This window comes from Streptomyces sp. CNX435, assembly GCF_059570575.1.
Map to the genome: position 1 here is coordinate 381,965 of NZ_JCANTA010000003.1, position 23,312 is coordinate 405,276.

General features: G+C 73.3%; 22 protein-coding genes. 3 read left to right on the top strand and 19 right to left on the bottom strand.

Annotated elements, in window-relative coordinates; translation table 11 throughout:
* Window positions 1–271: 271 nt before the first annotated feature.
* The 6 genes from T328_RS08105 to T328_RS08130 form a co-directional block, all read right to left on the bottom strand.
* Entirely contained in the window at window positions 272–526 is a 255-nt protein-coding gene (locus T328_RS08105; RefSeq protein ID WP_496495207.1) for a DUF397 domain-containing protein, read from the bottom strand.
* A gap of 188 nt (window positions 527–714) precedes the next feature.
* Window positions 715–1,629: a DUF5753 domain-containing protein gene (locus T328_RS08110; protein WP_496495208.1), complete on the bottom strand. Its 915-nt coding sequence runs from the start codon at window positions 1,627–1,629 to the stop codon at window positions 715–717.
* Window positions 1,630–1,773: 144 nt separating this feature from the next.
* Entirely contained in the window at window positions 1,774–2,562 is a 789-nt protein-coding gene (locus tag T328_RS08115) for an ABC transporter permease (protein ID WP_496495209.1), read from the bottom strand.
* 11 nt (window positions 2,563–2,573) lie between these two features.
* The gene (locus tag T328_RS08120; protein WP_496495210.1) at window positions 2,574–3,392 is read right to left on the bottom strand and encodes an SAM-dependent methyltransferase; all 819 of its coding nucleotides are present in this window, start codon (window positions 3,390–3,392) and stop codon (window positions 2,574–2,576) included.
* Window positions 3,393–3,525: 133 nt separating this feature from the next.
* Complete coding sequence (locus T328_RS08125; RefSeq protein WP_496495211.1) at window positions 3,526–4,725, bottom strand: hypothetical protein; 1,200 nt, start codon at window positions 4,723–4,725, stop codon at window positions 3,526–3,528.
* Window positions 4,726–4,763: 38 nt separating this feature from the next.
* On the bottom strand, window positions 4,764–5,540 hold the full coding sequence (locus T328_RS08130; protein WP_496495212.1) for an ABC transporter ATP-binding protein: 777 nt from the start codon (window positions 5,538–5,540) through the stop codon (window positions 4,764–4,766).
* A gap of 337 nt (window positions 5,541–5,877) precedes the next feature.
* Here T328_RS08130 and T328_RS08135 point away from each other — a divergent pair, with 337 nt between their 5' ends.
* The gene (locus T328_RS08135) at window positions 5,878–8,823 is read left to right on the top strand and encodes a glycoside hydrolase family 2 TIM barrel-domain containing protein (RefSeq protein WP_496495213.1); all 2,946 of its coding nucleotides are present in this window, start codon (window positions 5,878–5,880) and stop codon (window positions 8,821–8,823) included.
* A 166-nt stretch (window positions 8,824–8,989) separates the two neighbouring features.
* Here T328_RS08135 and T328_RS08140 read toward each other — a convergent pair whose 3' ends face one another.
* Window positions 8,990–9,904 carry a LysR family transcriptional regulator gene (locus T328_RS08140; RefSeq protein ID WP_496495214.1) on the bottom strand — a complete coding sequence of 305 codons (915 nt, stop codon included), beginning with the start codon at window positions 9,902–9,904 and terminating at the stop codon, window positions 8,990–8,992.
* 278 nt (window positions 9,905–10,182) lie between these two features.
* On the opposite strand from T328_RS08140, the gene T328_RS08145 reads away from it, so the two are divergent.
* Both T328_RS08145 and T328_RS08150 read left to right on the top strand, forming a co-directional pair.
* Window positions 10,183–11,313, top strand: coding sequence for an LLM class flavin-dependent oxidoreductase (locus T328_RS08145; RefSeq protein WP_496495215.1), 1,131 nt, complete (start codon window positions 10,183–10,185; stop codon window positions 11,311–11,313).
* A 368-nt stretch (window positions 11,314–11,681) separates the two neighbouring features.
* Complete coding sequence (locus tag T328_RS08150) at window positions 11,682–12,215, top strand: TerD family protein (protein ID WP_496495216.1); 534 nt, start codon at window positions 11,682–11,684, stop codon at window positions 12,213–12,215.
* Between the two features lie 5 nt (window positions 12,216–12,220).
* Here the strand turns inward: T328_RS08150 and T328_RS08155 are convergent, their stop codons facing one another.
* From T328_RS08155 to T328_RS08210, 12 genes are all read right to left on the bottom strand, one after another.
* Window positions 12,221–12,985 carry an IclR family transcriptional regulator gene (locus T328_RS08155; RefSeq protein WP_496495217.1) on the bottom strand — a complete coding sequence of 255 codons (765 nt, stop codon included), beginning with the start codon at window positions 12,983–12,985 and terminating at the stop codon, window positions 12,221–12,223.
* Between the two features lie 43 nt (window positions 12,986–13,028).
* Window positions 13,029–13,490 (bottom strand): YbhB/YbcL family Raf kinase inhibitor-like protein, encoded by a 462-nt coding sequence (locus T328_RS08160; RefSeq protein WP_496495218.1) that lies wholly within the window; start codon window positions 13,488–13,490, stop codon window positions 13,029–13,031.
* Between the two features lie 4 nt (window positions 13,491–13,494).
* Window positions 13,495–14,337 (bottom strand): alpha/beta fold hydrolase, encoded by an 843-nt coding sequence (locus T328_RS08165; protein ID WP_496495219.1) that lies wholly within the window; start codon window positions 14,335–14,337, stop codon window positions 13,495–13,497.
* Window positions 14,338–14,474: 137 nt separating this feature from the next.
* Entirely contained in the window at window positions 14,475–15,407 is a 933-nt protein-coding gene (locus tag T328_RS08170) for a 3-hydroxyacyl-CoA dehydrogenase NAD-binding domain-containing protein (RefSeq protein WP_496495220.1), read from the bottom strand.
* A 59-nt stretch (window positions 15,408–15,466) separates the two neighbouring features.
* A complete protein-coding gene (locus T328_RS08175) occupies window positions 15,467–16,207 on the bottom strand; it encodes a class II aldolase/adducin family protein (RefSeq protein WP_496495221.1) in 741 nt (246 codons plus the stop codon).
* A gap of 15 nt (window positions 16,208–16,222) precedes the next feature.
* Window positions 16,223–16,834 (bottom strand): amino acid synthesis family protein, encoded by a 612-nt coding sequence (locus tag T328_RS08180; RefSeq protein ID WP_496495222.1) that lies wholly within the window; start codon window positions 16,832–16,834, stop codon window positions 16,223–16,225.
* A 24-nt stretch (window positions 16,835–16,858) separates the two neighbouring features.
* A complete protein-coding gene (locus T328_RS08185; protein WP_496495223.1) occupies window positions 16,859–18,010 on the bottom strand; it encodes an FAD-dependent oxidoreductase in 1,152 nt (383 codons plus the stop codon).
* 52 nt (window positions 18,011–18,062) lie between these two features.
* Window positions 18,063–19,181, bottom strand: a complete 1,119-nt coding sequence (locus T328_RS08190; RefSeq protein ID WP_496495224.1) for an ABC transporter substrate-binding protein — start codon at window positions 19,179–19,181, stop codon at window positions 18,063–18,065.
* Window positions 19,182–19,220: 39 nt separating this feature from the next.
* Window positions 19,221–20,069 (bottom strand): ABC transporter permease, encoded by an 849-nt coding sequence (locus T328_RS08195; protein WP_496495225.1) that lies wholly within the window; start codon window positions 20,067–20,069, stop codon window positions 19,221–19,223.
* A 1-nt stretch (window position 20,070) separates the two neighbouring features.
* A complete protein-coding gene (locus T328_RS08200; RefSeq protein ID WP_496495226.1) occupies window positions 20,071–20,814 on the bottom strand; it encodes an ABC transporter ATP-binding protein in 744 nt (247 codons plus the stop codon).
* Between the two features lie 293 nt (window positions 20,815–21,107).
* On the bottom strand, window positions 21,108–21,986 hold the full coding sequence (locus T328_RS08205) for a methionyl-tRNA formyltransferase (RefSeq protein WP_496495227.1): 879 nt from the start codon (window positions 21,984–21,986) through the stop codon (window positions 21,108–21,110).
* Window positions 21,987–21,997: 11 nt separating this feature from the next.
* The gene (locus T328_RS08210; protein ID WP_496495228.1) at window positions 21,998–23,299 is read right to left on the bottom strand and encodes a PIG-L deacetylase family protein; all 1,302 of its coding nucleotides are present in this window, start codon (window positions 23,297–23,299) and stop codon (window positions 21,998–22,000) included.
* Window positions 23,300–23,312 lie beyond the last annotated feature (13 nt).

The following is a 23,312-nucleotide window of genomic DNA, read 5'->3' on the forward strand; positions in this document are numbered from 1 at the left end:
CGAACCGTGGTCGGCGCGAGGACGAGGGGCGCCGCCGTGGCCCGATGGTACGCGCCGCGCCCGCGCTGCCGGGGGTCCGCGACGCACCGGCACGGCGCCGGGGTCAACGCTGGCCGGGGGCCGGGTGTGCTCGATCCAGCCCACGGTGCGCTGGACGGCTTTGAGCCAGTCTTTGTGTTCGCGCGCGCGGGTTTCGGCGTCCATGGGCAGCGCGGCCCGCGTGGGTGCGCTGGCCGGCGAGTCCGGCGGGCCGCGCCTGCGGTGCCGCCCGTCAACCGCCGGCGGCGCCGCGGTCCGTGATGAGGTCGTCGAAGTCCCCCTCCTTGGCGGCCCGGAGGAACGCGGCCAGCCCGGCGGGCTCGTAGACCAGCGCGGGCCCGTGCGGATCCCGCGAGTTGCGGACCGCGACCTGCCCGCCGGAAAGCCCGGCCAGTTCCACGCACTCGCCGTTCGGGTTGCTGTGGTGGCTCTTACGCCACTCGACGCTCCCCAACCGGCCCGCGGGCACACCGTTGTCGACCTGCATGGCAGCTCCCTCCAACTGATCTTTTGCGTACTGTACTTGCGTCTGTGCTTGCGAATGCAATTACAGATGAAATTTCATCGAGCTATCACCGAGCGCTCAGAAAGCGTTGGCGCACGGTGATCGATTCGGGCCGAAGTGCCGTACGGGCGCAGGGAGAAGCCCCGGGCGGGAGGGCGCGGGCCGCGCCGTCAGGTGGCGTGCAGCAGCCGGCGCAGGAACGCGTCGGTGCTCACCCGCGCCGCGACCGGCGCGGCCAGCCGGTCGACGGCCAGGCGGTGCCGCTCGACGTCGTCGGGGTCGTCGAGGTAGAGCGCGCCGGTGAGCTGCTCCAGGTACGCGATGTCCGGCAGGTCCGCCTCGGCGAAGCGCAGCAGCGTCACCGAGCCGGCGAGAGCCGTCGCGGCGGACGTCTGCAGCGGTACGACGTGCACCGCGATCTCGGGGAACTCCGGGCTGTGCAGCCGGATCAGATGGCGGAGCTGCTCACGCATCACCGCGGGCCCGCCCACGCTGCGGCGCAGCGCGCCCTCGTCGATCAGCTGCCAGCAGCGCGGCGGGTCGGGCCGGGTGAGGACCTGCTGGCGGCGCTCCAGCAGGTCGACGCGGCGGGCGACGGAGTCCGCGCTGTCGTCCGGGTACGTCAGCCGCGCCAGCCCGGCCGCGTACGCGGGGGTCTGCAGCAGGTCGGGCACGCGGTGCGACTGGTAGCCGCGGATGAGGGTCGCACCCTCCTCCAGGCCGAGGTACGTCTCCAGCCAGCGGGGCGTGAGGTCGCCGTACCGCTGCCACCAGCCGGGGGTGTTGGCGCCGCGGGCGAGCGCGAGGTACGCCTCGCGGTCCCGGGCGTCCGTCACCCCGTAGAGCGTCAGCAGGTCCGCGATGTCGCGCTCCTTGCAGCCGCCCTGACCCCGCTCCAGCCGGCTCATCTTGGGCACCGACGCCCTGATGGCCTGGGCCGCCGCGTCGAGTCCGACGCCGCGCCGGGCCCGGAGCCTGCGCAGCCGGGAGCCGAGAACGATCCGCCGTATCGTCGGCCCGCCCCGGGGGAGGTCCGGGCTGCCGGGCAGGCGCCGCCCGCCGGCCACCGGTACTGACGCCGCCATCTCCCCTCCCCCGCCGGTCAGTTCACCATCCCGCCGCCAGCGCGGAATCATACCCCGTCGGGACCGCTTCCGAACCTTCGTCCGGATTCGTCTGACGACCGGTTTCCGGACCGGTCGGGGCGCCCGCCGCGCCCCCGCCCGATATCAGGCGTTGACGCCGGGTTCGTCCACCGACTCGTGCCAGCTCCCGACCACGATCCGGGCGAGCCAGCCGAAGAACCAGAAGACCAGCACGCCGAAGAGCGAGGAGAGGATCACCGCGGCGAGCAACTGCTCGGACTGCAGCCGCGACTGGTAGAGGTCGATGAGCACGCCGACGCCCGGCTGGCCCTGACGGAAGAAGAAGTCGCCGACGATGGCACCGACGACGGACATCCCCGCGGCGATGCGCAGCCCGGTGAAGATGCTCGGCAGCGCGGCCGGCAGCTGGAGCTTCCACAGCCGGGTCAGCCGGCCGGCGTTCTGGAGCCGGAAGAGATCGTGGTACGACGCGTCGGCGGAGCGAATGCCGAAGAGCGTGCTGGTCAGGATCGGGAAGAAGGCGATGATGACGCAGACGAGCACCCTGGTACCGAACCCGTAGCCCCACCAGAAGCCGAACAGCGGGACCAGGGCGAGGATCGGGGTGACCTGGAGGACGACGAAGTACGGGAAGAGGGAGCGCTCCAGCCACCGGGCCTGGCTCATGAGGATCGCCATGGCGATCGCCCCCGCCGCCGAGATGAGCAGGCCCAGCGAGGCGACCTGCGCGGACAGCAGCAGGGCGTCGAGGAGTTCGGCCCGGTTGTCGCCGTCGAGGAACCCCACGCGCACCACGTCGTGCGGCGGCGGGAACAGGAAGCGCCGGTCCTCGGCCAGCGCCACCATGCTGATCAGGTACCACACCCCCACGGCGGCGCCGGCCACCAGCAGGGCCGGCAGCCTCCGGGTCAACGGCCGCAGGTTCATGGTCTGACGGCCACCACGGCGTAGGCGTTCCCCTCGGTACGGTCCCCGTCGCGGGGCCGCCACTCGTGCGCGACCACCATGCCGGGGTCGACCGGTTCCCAGCCGTCGATGATCCGCTCCAGTTCGGCGCGGCCACGCTGCACCATCGGCGTGGCCCCGCGCGCCCAGACCTCGGTGAGCCGGTGGACCCGGGGGTCGAGGTCGGCGGAGACCTGGGAAGCGACGAGGTGGCTGCCCGGCGGCACCCCGCGGCGGATCCGCGCCACCAGGTCGGCCGGCTCGACCGAATCGGGGAGGAAGTGCAGCAGCCCGACCATGAGCACGCCCACGGGCCGATCGAAGTCCAGCACGGCGTGCGCCTGCGGGTGGGTGAGGATGTGCTCCGGCTGCCGTACGTCGCCGGTGAAGGCGACGGTCAGGTGCCCGTCGGTCTGCAGGGCCTGCATGTGTGCCACGGCGACGGGGTTGTAGTCGACGTAGACGACCCGGGTGTCGGGGGCGACGTGGTGCGCGATCTCGTGGACGTTGGGCATGCGCCGCTGCGGCAGGCCGCAGCCGATGTCGAGGATCTGGCGGATGCCCGCCTCCTCGACCAGGTAGCGCACGGCCCGCTCCAGGAAGAGCCGCTGGGCGCGCACCCGCATCTTCACGTCCGGCATGAAGGTGGACTCGACCTCGTCCACCAGCGCGCGGTCCGGGCCGAGGTGGTCGTTGCCGCCGAGGTGGTAGTCGTACGTGCGGGAGGCGTGGGGCGCCGTGGGGTCGGGCAGCGGCGACGTGCCGTGGGGCCCGTCGGCTATGCCGTTGTCGCTCATGAACCTCTCCGCGTCGGCCGCCCGCCGCTGCGGCTGTGCTCCGGCGTACCGGTGTAGGGACTGACAGGCGAGATTACTCCACCGCGGGGCCGCCGGTGCGCGCGGTGCGCGGCCCCGGCGGGCGGGCGGCCGGTCATCGGCCGTGTCCGATCCCGGGGTCGACGAACTCGTTGGTCACCACGTCGGCCGGCTTCAGGCCGTCCTTGACCGGTTTCTTCTGCTTGTCGAAGATGGGCTTGTCGATGTCGATGATCTCCTGGACGCGCGCGGCCTCGAAGTTCCCCACGGTGGCGTCCTCACCCTCGGCGTCGTCCGAGGCGATCCCGAGCTTCTTCATCTCGCCGATGCCGTACCGGGCGATGCCTTCGGTGAGCACGTCGCCGCCCTTGTACTGCTCGGCGATGTCGACGATGGTGGCGATGGTCGCGTCCGGGTCGCGGAGGTAGTCGACCTGCGCCTGCTGGACGATCGGCACCAGCTTCTCCAGGCAGGGGGCCAGTTCGTCCTTCCGTTCGGGGCGGATGACCAGGGAGGGCCCGTAGATCGGGTAGCCGGCCTCGTAGACGAGCTGACCCCTGATGGGCTTCTTCCAGTCGTCGATCTCGTGCTCGTACATGTACGGGTCCTCGGCCGCGTACCCGGAGGAGGCCAGCTCGCCGCCGGCCGCCACGAAGCGCGCGGGTGAGCCGTCGAAGGAGCCGTCCACCTGGTCCTTGTCGAGGATGCCGGCGCCGGTCAGGTACTCCATGTAGGTGTCGCCGCCGAAGTACAGCACGGTGGTGTCCGTCTCGCCGACGTCCTCGATCGTCTCGAACTCCGGGTAGGTCTCCGGGTCCCAGTAGATCATCGTCGGGTCCTTCTCCAGCAGTGCCAGCACCGCGGTCGTGGGCTGCTTGGCGGAGTTCTGGACGATCTCGTCGAACCCGCCGGCCACGCCGAGGTCGATGTCCTCGTCCGCGTACATCTGCGCGGTCGTCGAGGCGAAGCCGATCGCCGGGCCGCCGGCGCGCAGTTCCAGCGAGACGCCGGTGTCCTTGCCGTCGGCGACCAGCGGTGCGGAGGCCCGTTTGCGGTTCGCGTCCACCTCGGGGTTCTCGCCGAGGAGTGCGTACAGCGGGCCGAAGGACGTGGCGTTCGGCAGCCACGAGGTCTGCACGGTCACCGTCTCGGGGCACACGCCGGCCAGGGCGACCGCGCCGCTCTTCGCCGCGGGCGCCGACGACTTGTCGTCGGCGCCGCCGCCGGCTCCGTCGTCTCCGCAGGCGGCGGCGGTCAGCAGCATCGCGGCGACGAGCGGCACGGCTAAGGAGCGGGGGCGGCTCTTCGGGGTCATGGGGGGTTCCTCCGGGTGGGGGTCGGGGTGGTCGGACGTCATCGGGCCGCCTCGCGCATGCAGGCGGAGACGTCGGCCGCGATGCGGTTCAGCTCGGGGTCGTAGCGCAGGCCCTCGGTCCGCGGATAGCCGAACGGCACGGTGAACTCGCCGCAGACGCGCCCGGGGCGGGGGGACATCACCACGACCCGGGTGGACAGGTAGACCGCCTCCAGAACGGAGTGCGTGACGAAGAGTGCGGCGAACCGCTCGGCGGCGAACAGCCGGAGCAGGTCGTCGTCCAGCCGCTCGCGGGTGATCTCGTCCAGGCTGCCGAACGGCTCGTCCAGCAGGAACAGCTCCGGGCGCAGGCTGAGGGAGCGGGCCAGCGAGACGCGCATGCGCATCCCGCCGGACAGCGCGCGCGGCCGGTGGCCGGCGAAGTCGGTGAGGCCCACCAGCTCCAGCGCGTCGTCGGCGCGCTTGCGCCGCTCGGCGCGCGGGACGCCGCGCAGCTCGCCGAAGAGCTCGACGTTGGTACGGACCGAGCGCCAGGGCAGCAGCGTCGGGTCCTGGAAGACGTAGCCGAGGCGGTCGGCGCGCGCGGCCACCGCGCCCGCGGAGGGCTCGACGAGCCCGGCGGCGATGCGCAGCAGGGTGGTCTTGCCGCAGCCGGAGGGGCCGACGACGGAGACGAACTCGCCGGCCGCGACGTCGAGGTCGACGGGGTCGAGGGCACGGGTGCCGTCGGGGAAGCGCTTCCGTACGGCGCCGAGGGAGAGGACCGGCCCGGTATCGGGCACGGGCGCGGCCTTGTCGGTGTCCGCGACGGTCATCGGCCCCACCTCCCGTGTGCGCCCCGGCGGGGGGGGCGCGCCGCCGGGTGAGTTCCTGTGCCGCGGCGGGTGCCGCAGGTTCCGGGGCCACAGAGGCTACGGGATGGGGCTACGGGCCGGTAGGCGGGGTGCCCCCGGGCCCGCGGACGGCCGCCCGGACCCGTACGGCGAGCGCGTCGTGCGCCGCCGGCGGGCGGACGCGTCGGCCGGACAGCACGCCGGCGGTGACCGGTGTCATAGACGGCAGGGCGTCCGGCACGGAAGTCCAACCGGTGTCCGAAAAGTCCAATGGATTGGGGCGCGGCGGCTGTTGTGCCACGCCCCCGGGCGAGATCAGATGGATCGCATGCACGATCCGGCACTCCCCGCCCACGAAGACCCCGCACCGGGCACCGGCACCCTGCCGCCGCGCGCCTGGTACGCCCACTCCGACGCCGCCCGGCTGCCGCTGAACGGAGCCTGGCGCTTCCGCCTCTCCCCCACCGCGACCACCCACGACACGTCCTTCGCCGAGCCCGGCCACGACACCGCCGGCTGGGACGAGATCGCGGTGCCCGGCCACTGGGTGCTGCAGGGCGGCGGCCGGTACGGCGCGCCCGCGTACACCAACACGCTGTACCCCTTCCCGGTCGACCCGCCGCGGGTGCCGGCCGAGAACCCGACCGGCGACCACGTGCGCACCTTCGACCTGCCCGCCGGCTGGCCCGCCGCCCCGCTCCCGGACACCGCGGCGGTGCTGCGCTTCGACGGGGTGGAGTCGCACGCGCGGGTGTGGCTGAACGGCACGGAGCTGGGCGAGTTCAAGGGCTCGCGGCTGCCGCACGAGTTCGCCGTCGGCGCGCTGCTGCGCCCCGCGGGCAACGTGCTCGCCGTCCGCGTCCACCAGTGGTCCTCCGGCAGCTATCTGGAGGACCAGGACCAGTGGTGGCTGCCCGGCATCTTCCGCGACGTCACGCTGCTGCACCGGCCCGCGGGCGCCGTGCGCGACTTCTTCGTGCACGCCTCGTACGACCACCTGACCGGCGCCGGCACGCTGCGCGTGGACTGCGCGCCCGGCGGCCGGGTCACCGTGCCGGAGCTGGGCGTCGACATCGCCACCGGCGAGTCCGTGACGCTGCCGGTCGAGCCGTGGACCGCGGAGGTCCCGCGGCTGTACGCGGCGGAGCTGGCCACCGCGGGCGAGCGGATCAAGCTGCGCGTGGGCTTTCGCACCGTGGCCGTCGAGGACGGCGTGCTCAAGGTCAACGGCCGCCGCATCCTGTTTCGCGGCGTGAACCGGCACGAGTTCCACCCCGAGCACGGCCGCGCCCTCGACGAGTCGACGATGCGGGCCGACGTGCTGCTGATGAAGCGGCACAACATCAACGCCGTACGCACCAGCCACTACCCGCCGCACCCCGCGTTCCTCGACCTCTGCGACGAGCTGGGGCTGTGGGTGATCGACGAGTGCGACCTGGAGACGCACGGCTTCCACGCCCTCGACTGGCGCGGCAACCCGGTGGCCGACGAGCGCTGGACCCCGGCGCTGCTGGACCGCGCCGAGCGCATGGTCGAGCGGGACAAGAACCACCCGTCGGTCATCCTGTGGTCGCTCGGCAACGAGTGCGACTCCGGCGCCGGCCTGACCGCGATGGCCGACTGGATCCGCGGCCGGGACCCCGGCCGGCTCCTGCACTACGAGGGCGACCGCACCAGCCGCGACGCCGACGTCTATTCGCGGATGTACGCCGACCACGACGAGGTCCGCCGCATCGGCGAGCGCGCCGAGGACCCGCTCGACGACGCGGCGCTGGACGCGCACCGGCGGGCGCAGCCGTTCGTGCTCTGCGAGTACGCCCACGCCATGGGCAACGGCCCCGGCGGCCTCGCCGACTACCAGCGGCTGTTCGAGTCGTACGAGCGCTGCCAGGGCGGCTTCGTCTGGGAGTGGATCGACCACGGGATCGCCCACCCCGAGCTGGGCTTCGCCTACGGCGGGGACTTCGGCGAGGAGCTGCACGACGGCAACTTCGTCTGCGACGGGCTGCTCTTCCCGGACCGCACGCCCTCGCCGGGGCTCACCGAGTTCGGCCACGTGATCCAGCCGGTGCGCATCGAGGGCGGTGACTCCCCGGGCCAGGCGGTCGTCACCAACCTGCACGACTTCGCCGGTCTGGACCACCTCGCGTTCACCTGGTCGTACGCCGTCGACGGCGCGCAGACCGAGGGCGGCTCGGCGGCGGTGCCGCCGCTGGCGCCGGGCGAGAGCGCGAAGGTCGAGCTGACCGCGCCACCGGTGTCGGCGGCCGGCGAGGCGCAGTGGACCGTCACCGCCCGGCTCGCCGCGGACACCCCCTGGGCGCAGGCGGGGCACGTCGTGGCGCGCGGGCAGTGGACCGCCGCGCCGCGCCCGCCGCTGCCCCGGCCCGCGGGGGCGTCTCCCGTACGCGACGGTGCGCTGGTCCGGCTCGGGCCGGCGACGTTCGACGGGCTGACGGGCGAGCCGCGGCGGCTCGCCGGGGTGCCCGTGGAGGGGCTGCGGCTGGAGGTGTGGCGGGCGCCGACCGACAACGACCACGGCGCCGAGTGGCAGCCCGGGACCGACCTGGCGCGGCGCTGGCGCGAGGCCGGGCTGCACCGGCTGCGGCACCGGCTGCGTTACGGGCCGGAAGCGGTGGAGTCGGCGGACGGCGTGCTGACGGTCCGTACCCGGGTGGCGCCCGCGGCCACCGGCCTGGGGCTGGCCGCCGAGTACCGGTGGACCGCGGACGCGGACCGGGTGGCGCTGACGGTGTCGGTGACGCCGGAGGGCGACTGGGGAGACCTGCCGCTGCCGCGGCTCGGGATCGGCTTCGCGCTGCCCGCCGGGTACGGCGCGGTGCGCTGGTACGGCGGCGGGCCCGGCGAGGCGTACCCGGACACGGGCGCCGCGGCGCTGCTCGGCCGCTGGTCGGCGAGCGTGGACGAGCTGCAGACGCCGTACGTGCGCCCGCAGGAGAACGGGGCGCGCGCCCGGGTGCGCTGGGCTGAGTTGTCCGACGCCGACGCCGGCGCCGACGCCGGGCTGCGGGTGGAGGGCGAGCCGGAGTTCGCGCTGACGGCGCGGCGCTGGACCACCGCGGAACTGGACGCCGCGACGCACCGGCCGGACCTGGTGCCGGGCGACCGGGTGCACGTCACGCTGGACCACGCCCGCCACGGCATCGGGTCCGCGTCCTGCGGCCCCGGTGTGCTGCCGCAGTACGAACTGGCGGCGCGCCCGGCGGCGTTCACGTTCGTCTTCGCCGCTGCGGACGGGCGCTGACGCGCGGGCCCGCCCCGCCCGGACGGTTCCGGGCGGGGCGGGCCGGTGCGCGGGTCTTTCGGCGGTATCGGCTCGGCGTTCAGAACATCGACTCGGCGGTCAGAACAGCGAGCAGAGCAGCCGGTTCGGCGAACCGGTGCGCGGGTCCGTCCGCGGCTGACGTGTCTCAGGTCGGGACGGGCCGGGCCGCCGCGACGCCTGCGGCGAGGGCGTCGTGCAGCTCGCGGGCGGCCGGCGGCGCCACCCGGGTACGGCTGCGCCAGAGCATCAGGTGGACGTCGGGGACCGCGGCACCGGCCAGGGATCGCCAGGTGAGCGCGCCGTGCCGGTCCAGCGGATCGCCGACGACCCCGAAGTCCGGCAGCACCGTCACCCCCAGCCCCTCGGCGACCAGCTGCTTCGCCGACTCGGGGGTGTCGGCCACGTACGCGGGGACCGGCGGCAGGGCGGCGCCGAGGCGGTGCGGCAGCCGGCGTACGAGACAGCCGGACCGCACACCGATCAGCGGCTCGGCGAGCAGCTCGACGACGCCGATCTCGTCCAGCTCCGCCAGCGGGCTGCCGGGGCCCAGGCACACCACCGGCCGGCCGCGCAGCAGTTCGGCGGCGTGCAGGTCGGGGTACGGGTCGTCGCCCGCGAGCCGGACGACGAGGCCCAGGTCGAGCCCGCCCTCGACCAGCCCGCGGTGCACGGCCTCCTCGGGCCCGGCGACGATCTCCACCCCGGTCTGCGGATGGGCGGCGCGGAACTCCCGTACGGCCGGCGCGAGCAGTGGCGCGGCCACCGCGCCGCAGGTGCCGATCCGTATCGACCGGCTGACCCGGTGCTGCTCGTCCGCGGCCCGGCGGAGCCGGTCGACGGCGTCGAGGACGGCGGCGATGTGCGGTAGCAGCTCGCGGCCCGCGTCGCTGATCCGGGCGCCGGAGCGGCGCCGGTCCAGCAGGTCGACGCCGAGTTCGCGCTCCAGGTTCCGTACGGTCTCGCTGAGCGCCGGCTGCGAGAGGTGCAGCGATTCCGCGGCGCGCCGCAGAGAGCCCAAACGGGTCACCGCGGCCACGTATTCCAGCTGCTGTATGCGCACCCCGACTCCCTGCTCCGCCGCAGGTCGAACACCCTAGCGCGGGCGGCGGGCAGGAGTTCGAGCCGCGGCGGGCACCGCGACCGGAAATCGGTGACAGGCACGTCGGAAACGCCCCCGTGGGAAGAGGAAATGCCTTGTCACGAAGGTTTGTGAACGCAGCATTTCGGGTCTGTGTAAGTCCCGGGAACACGGGGGCACGGGAGCCCGGGAATACGGAGCCCTCCTCATGTTGTCCGCATGGGGAAGGCCCGCAGGCACCGGACGACGAGGAGAAACACGTGGCGGCACCGGACGTGACGGCACCCAACGCGCAGGACGAGATACGGGGCCGGGTGCGCGGCTCGGCCCCCGTGCCGCTGTCCGTGCTGGACCTGGCGACCGTGGGCGCCGGGTACACCGCGACCGACGCGCTGCGCACCGGGGTCGCGCTGGCCCGGCTCGCCGAGGCCCGCGGCTTCACCCGCTACTGGGTGGCCGAGCACCACTCGATGCCCGGCGTCGCCTCCTCCTCCCCCGCCGTGATCCTGGCGCACTTGGCCGCGCACACCGGGACCATCCGGCTCGGCTCCGGCGGCGTGATGCTGCCCAACCACGCGCCGCTCGTCGTCGCCGAGCAGTTCGGCACGCTGGAGGCGCTGGCCCCGGGCCGCGTCGACCTGGGCCTGGGCCGGGCGCCCGGCACGGACGGCGCGACCGCGGCGGCGCTGCGCCGCACCGAGCGGCTGCACGAGGGCGCCGAGGAGTTCCCGCAAGCGCTCGCGGAGCTGATCCGCTTCCTCGACGACGACTTCCCCGACGGCCACCCGTACCGCGGGATCCACGCCGTGCCGGGCCCGGTGCAGGGCACGGCGGCCGGCGGGGTGCAGTCCCTGCACCGGCCGCCGGTGTGGCTGCTGGGCTCGTCGATGTTCAGCGCCCGGCTCGCCGCGGAGCTGGGCCTGCCGTTCGCCTTCGCCCATCACTTCGCCGGGCAGCACACCGGCCCCGCGCTGGAGCTGTACCGCGAGGCGTTCCGGCCGTCGGCCGTGCTCTCGGCCCCGTACGCCCTGATCGGCGTCTCGGTGCTGGCCGCCGAGGACGCGCGGGAGGCGCGACGGCAGGTCGCCGCCGGAGCGCTGAGCATGCTGCGGCTGCGCACCGGCCGGCCCGGTCTGGTGCCCTCGCCCGAGGAGGCGGAGCGCTACGAGTTCAGCCCCCTGGAGCGGGAGTTCGCCGACTCCTGGATCGGCAACGTGGTGCACGGCACCCCGGACGAGGTCTGCACCGGCCTGGGCGACCTGCAGAAGCGCACGGGCGCCGACGAGCTGATGCTCACCACGAACGTGCACGGGCCGCAGGCGCGGCTGCGCTCGTACGAACTGATCGCGGACGCCTACGGCATGCCGGCCGGCGCCGGGGCGGGCGAGTAGGAGCCGAGACTGTGCCCGGAGCCCGGTCCGAAGTGCCATGTGGGGGTGGTGTACGGGTGCCGAGAGCCCGCCGGGGGACACGCGTGGCGGACGGCCCGAGCGTGACGTGCCGCCCACGCACGGTCAAACGGGCGCCGCGCCGCCAGTGGACCGGTCCTCTGGTGTAACCGCGGCGCAAGGCGGTCCGTACGGCCGCTGGCGCTCCCCCGCGGCAGCCGGGCGCTCCCGCCGTCCGCGTGCCGCCCCACGCCCCCGCACGCCGCTCCCGCGCCCGGCGGGACGTGACACGATAGGGGCAACCGGCCTACCGAGCCGGGCAGTTGTGTCATGTGTCAGGAGCGCACAGAAGTACGGGAGAGGGGAGCCCGGTGACCGGTCTCAACAGGGGTGTCGGCAAGGTCGAGATCGCGCTGAAGTGGGACCCCAGTCCCCTCGGCGCACCGCCCCACGACCTGGACCTGATCGCGGCGACGTACTCCGCCGACGACCCGCGCGGCGAGCCGGCCTACCTGGTGCACTTCGACAGCCGCTCCCCCGACGGCACGATCACCCTGCAGCGGCACAGCCAGACCGGCCAGGGCTTCGGCGCCGACGAGGTGCTGACCCTGGAGTTCGCGCGCCTGTCCGCCGCGTACGCCCGCGTCGTCGTCGGTGTCGCGATCCAGCAGGGCGCCGGGCGGCTGACCTTCGGCGCGGTGGCGGGCACCGCCGTGCAGGTCCGCGAGGGCCATGCCGAGCTGGCCGCCGACGACTTCGCGGGGGTCGCGGAAGCCACCGCCGCCACCGTCGCGGAGTTCGTCCGCGAGGAGTCGGGGACCTGGCGCTTCCGCCCCGTCGTGCACGGCTTCGACGCCGACCCGGCGGCCTTCGCGGCCCTCATGGGGACCGTACCCGGCGGCTGACGGCGCTAGCGCCGCCAGGTGCTGAGCGAGTCGGACAGCTCCGCCGCGGCGGCCACGACCCGCTCCGTGATGTGCTCGGCGCGCTCGTCGTCGATACGGAAGTGCGGCCCGGCGACCGTGACCGCGGCGACCACCTTCTCGCCCACCCCGATCGGCGCCGCGACCGCCCACACGCCCTCGTCGACCTCCGCCTCGCTCTTGGACCACCCCTGCGCGGCCACGGCCTGCACCTCCGCCAGCACCGCGTCCCGCTCCGCGGGCGACGGCGCGGGGCGCAGCCGCTCGAAGTAGCGCTGGGCCCACGCCTCGCCCATCGACGCCAGCAGCACCTTGGGCCCGGCGCCGCGGTGCAGGCTCATGATCTGCCCCGGCTCGAACGACAGCCGGATCGTGTGCTCGGGGTGGCTCATCTCCACGCAGGTCGCGAAGTCGCCCACGCGCCGGATCACCAGCGCGGCCTCGCCTGTGTCCTTCGACAGCCGCTCGACGAACGGGCGGAGCACCCGGGAGACCGGGAACGCCTGCTCCGCGCTGCGGGCGAGCAGGAAGATCCGCGGGGAGAGCACGTACGTGCCACCGCCGTTGTCCTCCACCATGTCCATCTCGCGCAGCAGCGAGACGAACCGGTAGGCGGAGGGGACCGAGATCCCGACGGAGTGCGCGATCTCCTCCACGCTCAGCTCCGGCCCCTTCTCGGTGAAGAGAAGAAGGATCTTCAGCACCCTCCTGGCGCTGTCCACGCCGGGGGTCCGCTCCCGCCCTTCTGACACGATGTGCTCGCCCTTCTGTGCTCGTGGTGTGGCCCCGGGTGCGTCAGGCGGAGTACGTGCCGACGAGCCGGTTCTGCTCGATGACGCGGTCGCCGTACGCGCTCAGGAACTCCTCGCGCGACGGCTCGCCCGCGACCGGGGTGTCGAGGGCGTACACCCAGAAATAGTAGTGATGGGTGCCGTGCCCCGGCGGCGGCTGGGGTCCCGAATACGCCTTGTCCCCGAGGGAGTTCGGGCCCTCGCGGACGGTGTGGCCCCGCCCCGCGGCGGACACGGCGGGCGCGGCCGGGTCGATGCCGTAGACCACCCAGTGGGTGAAGCCGTGCGGCAGCGGCGCGTCCGGGTCGTGGACGATCAGCGCGAGTTCGGCCGTGCCGGCGGGGACTCCGGTGATCTCGACCTCGGGGGCGGCGTTGCCGTGGCCGGCGGCGTGCCGGTCCGGGATCCGCTCGCCGGGGCCGAAGCCGCGGGCGGCGACGGCGAGGTCCTTGATGTTGAGGGGCATGGCTCTACGTCCTCTCGGTGGCGGGCCGCGGGCCGGTCCGGCCCGTCGTCAGGTCGAGCATGCGGACGATCTCGTCCGCGACGGTCTTCGGGTCCTCCTCGGGCACGTAGTGGTCGAGCCCGGGGAGTTCCACGGCGCGGAAGTCGGGGCGCAGTTCGCGGGTGGCGGCGAAGGCGCGCGGGGAGACGATCGCGCTGTGCTCGCCGCGTAGCAGGGTGACGGGGACGCGGACGGCGCGGGCCTGCGCGGCGAAGTCGCGCCGCAGGCCGTCGACGGTGCGGACCATGGCCCCGGGGTCAGCGAGCGGGCGCAGCACCGCGCCGGTGCCGGTGCCGGCCGGCGCGTAGCCGTAGCGGTGCCGGCGGCGGACGGCGTCGGCGGGCAGGAGCGGGTAGCGCTCGCGCAGGTACGTCTCCACGTCGGCCCCCGAGGCGAACGCGCGGTCGCCGCCGCGCACCCGCGTCTCCAGGGCGTCGAGCACGGCGGGCTCGACGTACGGGGTGTAGTCCACGGCGACGACGCCCGCGACCACGTCGGGGTGCCCGGCGGCGAGCACCACGGCGTTGCGGGCACCGAGGGAGTGGCCGACGGCCACCACCGGGCCGCAGTCCAGCGCGCGGACCAGCGCGAGCACGTCGGCGGTGTACGCGGCGGCGTCGTAGCCGGTGGCGGGCTTGCCGCTGCGGCCGTGGCCGCGCTGGTCGACGGCGACGGTCCGGACCGCGGCGCCGAGCCGCTCGACGACCGCGTCCCAGACGCCGAGGCTGGCGGAGGTGCCGTGCAGCAGCACGACCGCCGGGCCGGCTCCGGCGTCGCGTACGCACAGCTCGACCTCCCCGGCGCGCACGCGCCGCAGGCCCGGCGGCACGACAGGCCGCGCCGCGGGATGTGCCGCGGGATGTGCCGCGGGGTGTGTCGCGGACGGTACGTGCGGCGCCGGTTCTGCCGGCTGCGGCTGGCGGTTCACGGTCGGCTCCGCCCCGCTCACACCGGCTTGATCGCGGAGAGCGCCTTGCGGACGCTCACCAGCCCGTCGACGATGTCGGCGCGCTTGGCGGCGACTTCGCCCTCCCCGTACTCGTACAGGCCGCCGCCGGTCTTCATGCCGAGCCTGCCCTCGGCGGTCAGCTCGGTGACCAGGGAGGAGACGCCGGACTCGGCGGACAGGTCGCGGTTGAGGTAGGAGCCGACGGCCTGGTAGATGTCCAGGCCCGCCATGTCGACCAGCCGCATGGGGCCGATGACGGCGAGCTTGTAGCCGACGCCCCACTTCACGACGGTGTCCAGGTCGCGCTGGGAGACCACTCCCTCCTCGACGAGGGCCATGCACTCGCGCAGCACGGCGTACAGCACGCGGTTCTCGACGAAGCCGGGCACCTCCTTCTCGACCACCGCCTCGTAGCCGAACGCCTTGACGATGCCGACGAGCCGGTCCTCGACGGCGGCGTCGGTGCGCTCGCCCCTGACGACCTCGATCATCGGGATGAGATGCGGCGGGTTGGACCAGTGCATGCCGATGAGGCGCTCGGGGTGGGCCATGTCCACCGCCATGTCGGAGATCGGGATGCCGGAGGTGTTGGTCGCGATGACCGCGTCGTCGCGCACCACGGCCTCGACCTGGCCGAGCACCGTCTTCTTCAGCTCCAGTTGCTCCGGCACCGCCTCGATGACGAGGTCGGCGCCGTCGAGCGCCTTCGCCTGGTCGCGTTCGAAGCTGACGGAGCCGCCGGGCGTCACCGGCACGTCGAGGCGGTCGAGGTGCGCGACGACGCCGGCGCAGATCCCCTCCGCCCGCGCCAGGGCCTCCTCGCTGACGTCGTAGAGCCGTACGTCGGATCCGTAGCGGGCGAGCAGCGCGGCGATGCCGGGCCCCATGCTCCCCGAACCGAGGACGGCGCTGGTGGTGGGAATGCTCACGGTGGTTCCTCTCGTGCGGTGCTGTGCTGTGCTGTGGCGCTGAGGCTGCGGCGGTGGGCTCAGCGGGCGGCTTCGAGCCGGTCGAGCTTGCGGTTGAAGTACATCCAGTAGTTGTCGCGGGCGCGCTCCGGGTAGATGCGGCGGTTCTTCTCGACGCTCTCGTCCGCGTCCGGCGGGTCGTACGGCAGCCCGGAGGCGGCCAGCGCGAGCTGGAAGGCGGACGCCTTCTCCAGGAAGATCCCGGCGAGCGTCGCGTCGCGGACGTTGCGGCCGGTGAACGAGGCGCCGTGGTTGGCCTGGAGCACGGCGTCGGCCGGGCCGAGGACCCGGGCGAGGTCCCTGCCCAGCTCCTGGGTGGTGATGATGTGGCTGGTCGCGTCGAAGCGCGGGACACCGTGTTCGGCGAACCACACGCCGTGGTTGTTCACCGGCTCGATCCGCGCCCGGCCGGCGCCGAAGACCGTGGCCTGGAACGGGTGCGAGTGGCCGACGACGTTCACGTCGGGCCGGGCGAGCATGATCTCGGCGTGCAGCGGCCATTCGAGGTGGCGCAGCCCCTGGCCTTCGAGGACGTTGCCGTCGAAGTCGATGAGGATGTAGTCGCCGGCGCGTACCTCCTCCATGCCGAGGTTGCCGCGCTTGAGCCACAGCCCGCGGCCGTGCGGGTCGCGGTACGACAGGTGGCCCATGGACATGTCGCCGTGGCCCTCCATCTCCAGGATCCGGTGGGCCCTGGCGAGGTCGTCGAGCACGTTGGCGACGGAGTCGTCCTGGGAGTACAGGGCATCGCTGGTCTGCATCGGATTACCTCCTGCTCACCGGGCGGACCCGGACGCGGCCTGCGCGCGCGCCTCGGCCACGGTCAGGCCGCCGACGCGCTCGTGCACCCGGCCGCGGCTGGCGACGGCCACGCAGACGAACAGCTCGTCGGGGCGTGGCACGTCGGGTACGGAGACGGTGACGGCGTCGTAGTGAGAGCGGACGTACACCTCGTCCTTGTACGCCAGCGGGATGTCCAGGCTCGCGCCGGCGGACGCGGTCTTGGTCGCCGAGGAGATCCACGCCGCCCCGCCGCCGACGGCCTCGCGCAGCGCGTTGCCGAAGACGGTGGTGACGCAGGCGACGACGTGCTCCTGCTCGCCGGCCAGCCCCGCCAGGCCGCCCTTGCCGTAGCTCTCCACCGGCGCGTCGCCGAGGAGGGCCGCGGCCCGCCGGCCGAGCGCCGTCCCCAGCGCGGCGCTCGGCGCGGTGAGCGCCGACAGGTCGTCGGCGTACCGTCCGGCGAATGGGTTCTCGATGACGACGCCGCAGACCGCCTTGACCAACGGCCGTGCGGCGACCGGGCCGTTCTCGTGCAGCGTCTCCTCGACCAGGCCGACCCAGCGCCGCACCCGGTAGTCCTTCGTCACCTGTTCCTCGGGGGTCATCAGGGTGGTCTCCTTCTCGTCCTTCTAGCTCCGCACGACGGACAGGGCGTGGCGGTTGGGGTTGGTCGGGTCGTACAGGGCGGTTTCGAGGTTCTCCAGGGTGAACTGGTTGCCCTCGGACATCGCGCGGGTGGCGGCGAAGTCGGCGGAGCGGCGCTGGCAGCGGTCGGTGAAGGGCCGCTCCAGCTCCTCCCAGCGGGCCAGGGCCTCGTCGATCTCGCCGTCGGCGGCCTCGGTGGCGGCGACCGCGAGGGTGTAGGCGTTGGCCATCGCGCAGCCGGCGCCCTGGGCGAGGGCGGGGGGCATGGCGTGGGCGGCGTCGCCGACGAGGGCGACGGCGCCGCGGCGCCACTCGGCGACGGCGGTGGTCTCGTAGCCGTAGTAGCGGGGGTCCGCGGCGGTCGCGGCGGCCTGCAGGACGGGGGTCAGCTCGGGGTACGCCGACGTCCACAGGTCCAGGTCGATGGGGGTACGGCTGCCCTCCTCGTCGGCGCGGGGCGCGCCGAGGGCGATGTACAGCTCGCGGTCGTTGCAAGGCACGTAGAGCACCCGCAGGTAGCGGGGTTCGAGGTTCCAGAAGTCGATGACGTTGTCCCACTCGCCGGGCCCGAGTTCGGCCCGGTGGCGCGGCACCAGGAAGCGGGTGATCCCGTCGCGGGACTTCCAGCGCTCCTGCTCGAATCCTATGGAGTCGCGGACCTTCGACTTCACCCCGTCGGCGCCGACGACGAGGTCGGCGTACCGGGTCTCGCCGGAGGCGAGGGTGACCCGGCCGCGCGGGTCGGCGGCCACCACCTCGGAGCCGGTACGGATCTCCACGCCGGCCGCGAGCGCGGCGTCCAGCAGGCACTGGTGCAGGTACGGCCGGGTCATGGTGCGCCAGGGCAGGCCGCCGAAGTCCTCGTGGGACACGGTCGCGTGCTGGAAGCGGGTCTCGTAGTACGGCGGCGTCATCGAGTCCGCCAGCACCGCCTCGTACGCGCCGATCGCCTTGAGTACCTTGAGGCTGTTGTGCCACAGGACGATGCCGGCCCCCTGCTCGCGCAGCTCCGTCCCCTTCTCGTGCACCCGCACCGACCACCCGCGCTGGGCGAGCGCCGCGGCGGCGGTCAGCCCCGCGAACCCCGCGCCGGACACCTCCGCGTGGCGCCCGCGCCTGTCAACCGTGGTTTCCATAGCTCCGCTCTCACTCGTCGGGCCGGCCGTCCGGGGGCGGCCGGCTGCCGCTTCAGTTGTCGGCGTCGTCCCCGGCGCCGTCCCCGCTGCCGGACGCCGCCCCGGACTTCGCGGCCTTCTCGACGAACTTCTCCTGGTAGACGTCCTTGACCTCGGGGGTGTCGCCCTTGAGCACGTCCTGGTCGGCGAGGGTGTCGATGGTCGCCTGCCACACCTGCGGGTCCATCGCCCCGAGGCCCTGCTTCTCGGTGACGTCGCTGGTGAAGGTGTGGTCGATGTCGGCCTGCAGCTGCTGCTCGAACAGGTCGGCCTGGTCGCGCAGCTCCGGGGAGGAATCGGCGAGGATCTCGGCGGTCTTGTCCGGGTTCTTCGCCACGTAGTCGAATGCCTTGAGGAAGGCGTTGGTGAAGCGCTGCACCAGGTCAGGGTTGTTCTCGACCATGTCGTCGCTGGTGAACAGGCCGGAGCCGTAGCCCTCGTAGCCGTGGTCGGAGCCGAGCAGCACGTCGAGCGAGCCCGGGCCGCCGGCGGCCTCCTCCAGCAGCGGCACCTCGGCGTCGATGTAGCAGGGGACGGTGTCGACCTTGCCCTGGATCAGGTAGTTCTCGTACGGCGGGGTGACGCTGACCTCCTTGAGGTCGCCGCGCTCCAGGCCGTTGGCCGCGAGCAGCGCCTGGTAGAAGATGAACGTCGAGCCGGCGGCGTGGATGCCGACGGTCATGCCCTCGAGGTCGTCGATGGACTCCAGCCGGTTCTCGTCCTTGACCGTGCACATGGCCAGCGGCGAGGTCTGGTTGACGGCGGCCAGGGTGGTGACGGGCACGTCCTGGGAGCGTGCGGTGACGAGCGACGGCAGGTCGCCGAAGCCGAAGTCGGCGCGGCCGGTGCCGACGATGCGCAGCGCGTCGGGCGAGCCGGTGCCGGTCTTGATGTCCTCGACGTCGATGCCCTCGTCCTCGAAGTAGCCGAGTTCGTCGGCGACGTAGAACATGCCGTGGTTGCCGCGGAGTTGGAAGTCGAGCTGCACGCTGACCTTGTCGAGTCCGCCGTCGGCGGAGTCGCCGCCGGAGTCGCCGCCACAGCCGGCGAGAATCAGCGCCGCGGTGGTGGCACCCGCGATACCGGCGACGGTTTTCCTACTCTGCCTGATTTTCTTTCCCGAGGGGTACATGAAGGGCTCCTAGTGCAGGAGGGAGAATGCAAAGCCGGATCAACGGGTGGTGTCGGCCGTGATGTGCGGGAAGCGTTTGCCGAGTACGAACTCCAGCAGCGACATCCCGTAATAGAGGATCAGGCCGAGCAGGGACACGAGGGTCAGGGCCGCAAACATGAGCGGGGTGTCCAGCTGCGTCGAAGCGAACTGGATGAGATAGCCGAGGCCGTTCTCCGCGCCGGAGAACTCCGCGACCACCGCACCGATGACGGCGAGGGTGATCGCGATGCGCATGCCGGCGAAGAGGTACGGCAGTGAGGTGGGGATCTGGATGCGGGTGAGGATCTGGTTCCGCGACGAGCCCACCGACCGCATGAGCAGCAGCAGGTCCTGGTCGATGGCCTTGAGGCCGACGATCATGTTGAGGGTGATCGGGAAGAACGTGATCACCACGATGAGCAGCAGCTTGGGCGCGAGGCCGTAGCCGAACCAGAGGATGAAGATCGGCGCCAGGGCGATCTTGGGGACGACCTGGAAGAGCACGATCAGCGGATACAGGGCCCGCTCCAGCCAGCCGAAGCGGACGATGAGCACGGCGATCAGGACGCCTATGGCGAAGCTGAGGACGAAGCCGTAGACGATCTCCTGGGTGGTGACCCAGGTGGCGTCCCACAGCATGTCGCGCGAGTGCCACATCTCCGCGAGGAACTCGCTCGGCTTGGCCAGCTCGAAGCTGGAGATGCCGAAGACCTCGACGGCCAGCTCCCAGAGCACGAAGCCGGCGACGAACACAGCGAAGCTGGGCCAGACGCGCCAGAGCCAGGAGCGCACCACGCCGCCGCGGGCCGGACCGCCGGCCGGGCGCCGCCCGGCCGGCTTCTTCACGTCGTCCTGTGCAAGCACCATGTCAGACCGTCGCTTTCGGTTCCAGGTGGCCGCGCAGCCGCCCCGTGTACTCGGTGAACACCGGGTCGTCGAGCACCTCGCGGGTGCGCGGCCGGGGCAGGGCGACGTCGAGGCTCTCCAGGAAGCGGCCCCGGTCCAGGCCCATCACGTGCACGGTGTCGGAGAGGAAGACCGCCTCGGCGATGGAGTGGGTGACGAAGACGACGGTCTTGCCGGTCGTCGCCCAGATCTCGGCGAGTTTCAGGTTCATCTCGTCCCGGGTGATGGCGTCCAGCGCGCCGAAGGGCTCGTCCATCAGCAGGATGGCCGGGTCCATGGCCAGCGCCCGGGCGATGGACACGCGCTGCGCCATGCCGCCGGACAGCTCGTGCGGCAGCTTGTCCTCCGCCGCACCGAGGCCGACCAGCTCCAGCGCCCGCCGCGCCGCGGGGGCGGCGTCTGCGGCGCGCTCGCCGGCGGCGATCTGCCGCAGCATGCTCGCGTTCTGCAGCGCGGACTTCCACGGCAGCAGCGCGGGCCGCTGCGGAACGAGGCCGATGCCGCGGCCCTTGACCGCGTCCGCGGCCGGCTGCCCGCCGATCCGCACCGCGCCCTCGGTGGGTTCGAGAATGCCGCCCAGAATTTTCAGCAGTGTGCTCTTGCCGCATCCGGAGGGGCCGAGCAGCGTGACAAAGCTACCGGGGGTGATGTCGAGGTCCAGGTCTTCCAGGACCGTCTGTTCCTGCTCGCGCCGAGCGAAACGCATTGCGATACCCTGCGCTGAAATCCCCATGGATTCCATGGAAAAGCTCCTCTCCGCGCATCGGGACGACACCGGAGTTGGCCGATCGGGTTATCACTGTCTGAGAATGTGTTATCAAGCACGCTAGGCACGTCACCCCGAGGCCGTCAAGGGAGGAAACATGGATTTCCCCCGGACGACCCAGCGCGGACACACGCAGGGGCGGCCGGAGCGCCGGTGGTCAACCGGTGCTCCGACCGCCCCTGCGGGGTGCGGACGGCCGCGCTCGGGCGCGGGTGGGTCAGGTGGTCAGGTGGTCAGGGCAGGTCGCGGATCAGCTCCAGAACGCCGCCGCGGCAGCCGAAGAGGATGTGTGTCGCGTGCACCTCCGCGCGCCGCGCGTCGGCCGGGTCCGCCGGGCCGGGGAGCAGGCGGGCGGCGCGTACGGGGTAGTCCGTGTCGCCCACGGAGACGAAGGCGCGCGGGTACGGGCCGAGAAGGGCGCGTACCAGGGCGTCGGCCTCGTCGGCGGTCATCGCGTGGTCCAGCCGCCCGTCCGCCGGGCGCCGCCTGGGCCAGCGCGTCGCCGCCGCCGGGTCCTGCACCGCGCCGCGCACCCGGCGCTCCGCGAGCGCGGGGGCCAGCTCAAGACCGGCGGTGAAGTGCGTCTGCGCCATCCGGTGGAACAGCGACGACGCCGTCTCCCGGGCCCGTACCTCCATGTCGTACTGCGCGATCACCGGCCCGGTGTCCGCCGCCGGTTCCAGGAAGAACACCGAAAGCGCCGTACTGCGCAGCCCTTTGATGACCGTCCACGGGATCGGCGCCTGCCCGCGGCCCAGCGGCAGCTTCGTGGGGTGCATGCCGATGCCGCCGTACGGGGCGATGTCCACCACCTCCGGGTGCACCAGCCGCGACCAGCCGACGACCAGCAGGTAGTCCGGCTCGCACGCCCGTATCGCCGGTGCCAGCTCCCGCAGCGTGCCGTCCTTCGCGGCGGCGAACTCCGCACCCTGCTCCCGCGCGAGGCCGGCGACCTGCGCGTAGCCCACGGTGCCGGCGGCCCGCTCCTCAGGCAGCCCGATCATCAGCGGCACCTCGATCCGCCCTTCGAGGCAGGCGGACGAGGCGAACACCCCTTCGTACGCGCGCCGGCCGAAGGTGTGGCCGGTGATCAGGACCAGTCGTGCGGTCATCGTCGGGCTCCTCACAGGGGTGACGTGTCGCTGCCGTGCCGTACTCCGACGAGGGTCAGCCCGCCGGTCACCGGGTCCACCGCGTACGCGACGTGCGCGACGGGCTCCCGGTCGAAGACGTCGAGCAGCCCGGGGCAGCGGCCGGGGTCGGCCAGCAGCTCCAGGCCGGCCCGGGTGGCCGGTTCCGTGGCGCCGCCGGTGACCACGGCGTACGCGCCGCGCCGGAACGGGCTCTCGATGCGGGCGACGCAGCCGAGATGGCGGCGGGCGCCGTCGTGCAGGAGACGGCCGGTGCGCAGGTCGCGCAGCCCGCCGCGGCCGGCACCGTCGGTCTCCGCCACCCAGGCCAGTCGTCCGGAGGCGCGCAGCCGGCCGGCGATCCGGTTGTCCTCGGGCCCGCAGGTGGTGACGACACTGCCGGCCGCGGCGACGGTCTGCGCCTCGTCGGTGTCGGCGAACTGCTCGCGCAGCGGGTACGGCGGCGGCCAGTAGTCGATGAACGCCCGGCGCAGCCGGTCCTGCGCGGCGTGCCGGTGCACCAGCGCGTCATGGTCCCGGCGGTCCGGGACGCCGTAGAGCAGCGTGACCGTGCCGTCGGCGACGACCGGCTGCCAGAACCGGTGGAACGCCGAGTCGCTGATGCCCACCGTCCGGCGGAGCGCGTCGGGCGTGCCGTACTGCACGGCGACCTCGAAGCCCTCCGCCCGCCCCAGCCGGGCCGACTGCCCCAGCTTCTCCTCGTACTTCGCCAGCTCCAGCCGCCCGATCCGGCGCGTCTGCGAGCCGTAGCAGGCCAGCGCGCGACTCTTCGCGCGCAGCCGCTCGGGCGTGAGGCGGATGAAGACGCGCGGCGAGAAGCGGTCGATCTCAGCGGAGATGTGGATGGAGAAGTGCAGGTACGCGGTGTCACGGAAGGCCGCGTGCGCGATGCGGCCGGCCTCGGCGTGGTCGTTGTGGCTGTCCGCCTGGGTGTGCGTGACGACCACGTCGGGGCGGACGCCGTGCCGCCGCATGAGCTGCCGTACCCGGCCGACCGAGGGGCCGTCGGCCCGCAACCGGCCGTCCGGGAAGCCCGCGAAGTGCACGTCACCGGGCGCGACGCCCAGCGCCCCCGCGGCCCGTACCGCCTCGCGGCGCCGCCGCGGGCCGTGCGCGCCCTCGTCGGTGAGGATCAGGAACGCCACCCGGTGGCCCAGTTCGTGGGCCTTGGCGACCAGGCCGCCCGCGCCCAGCTCGATGTCGTCGGGGTGGGCCCCGACGGCAAGCATCCGCAGCCGGCCGCCGCGGGCCGCCTTACCCAGGGATTCGGCCAAGGCCGCACCACCT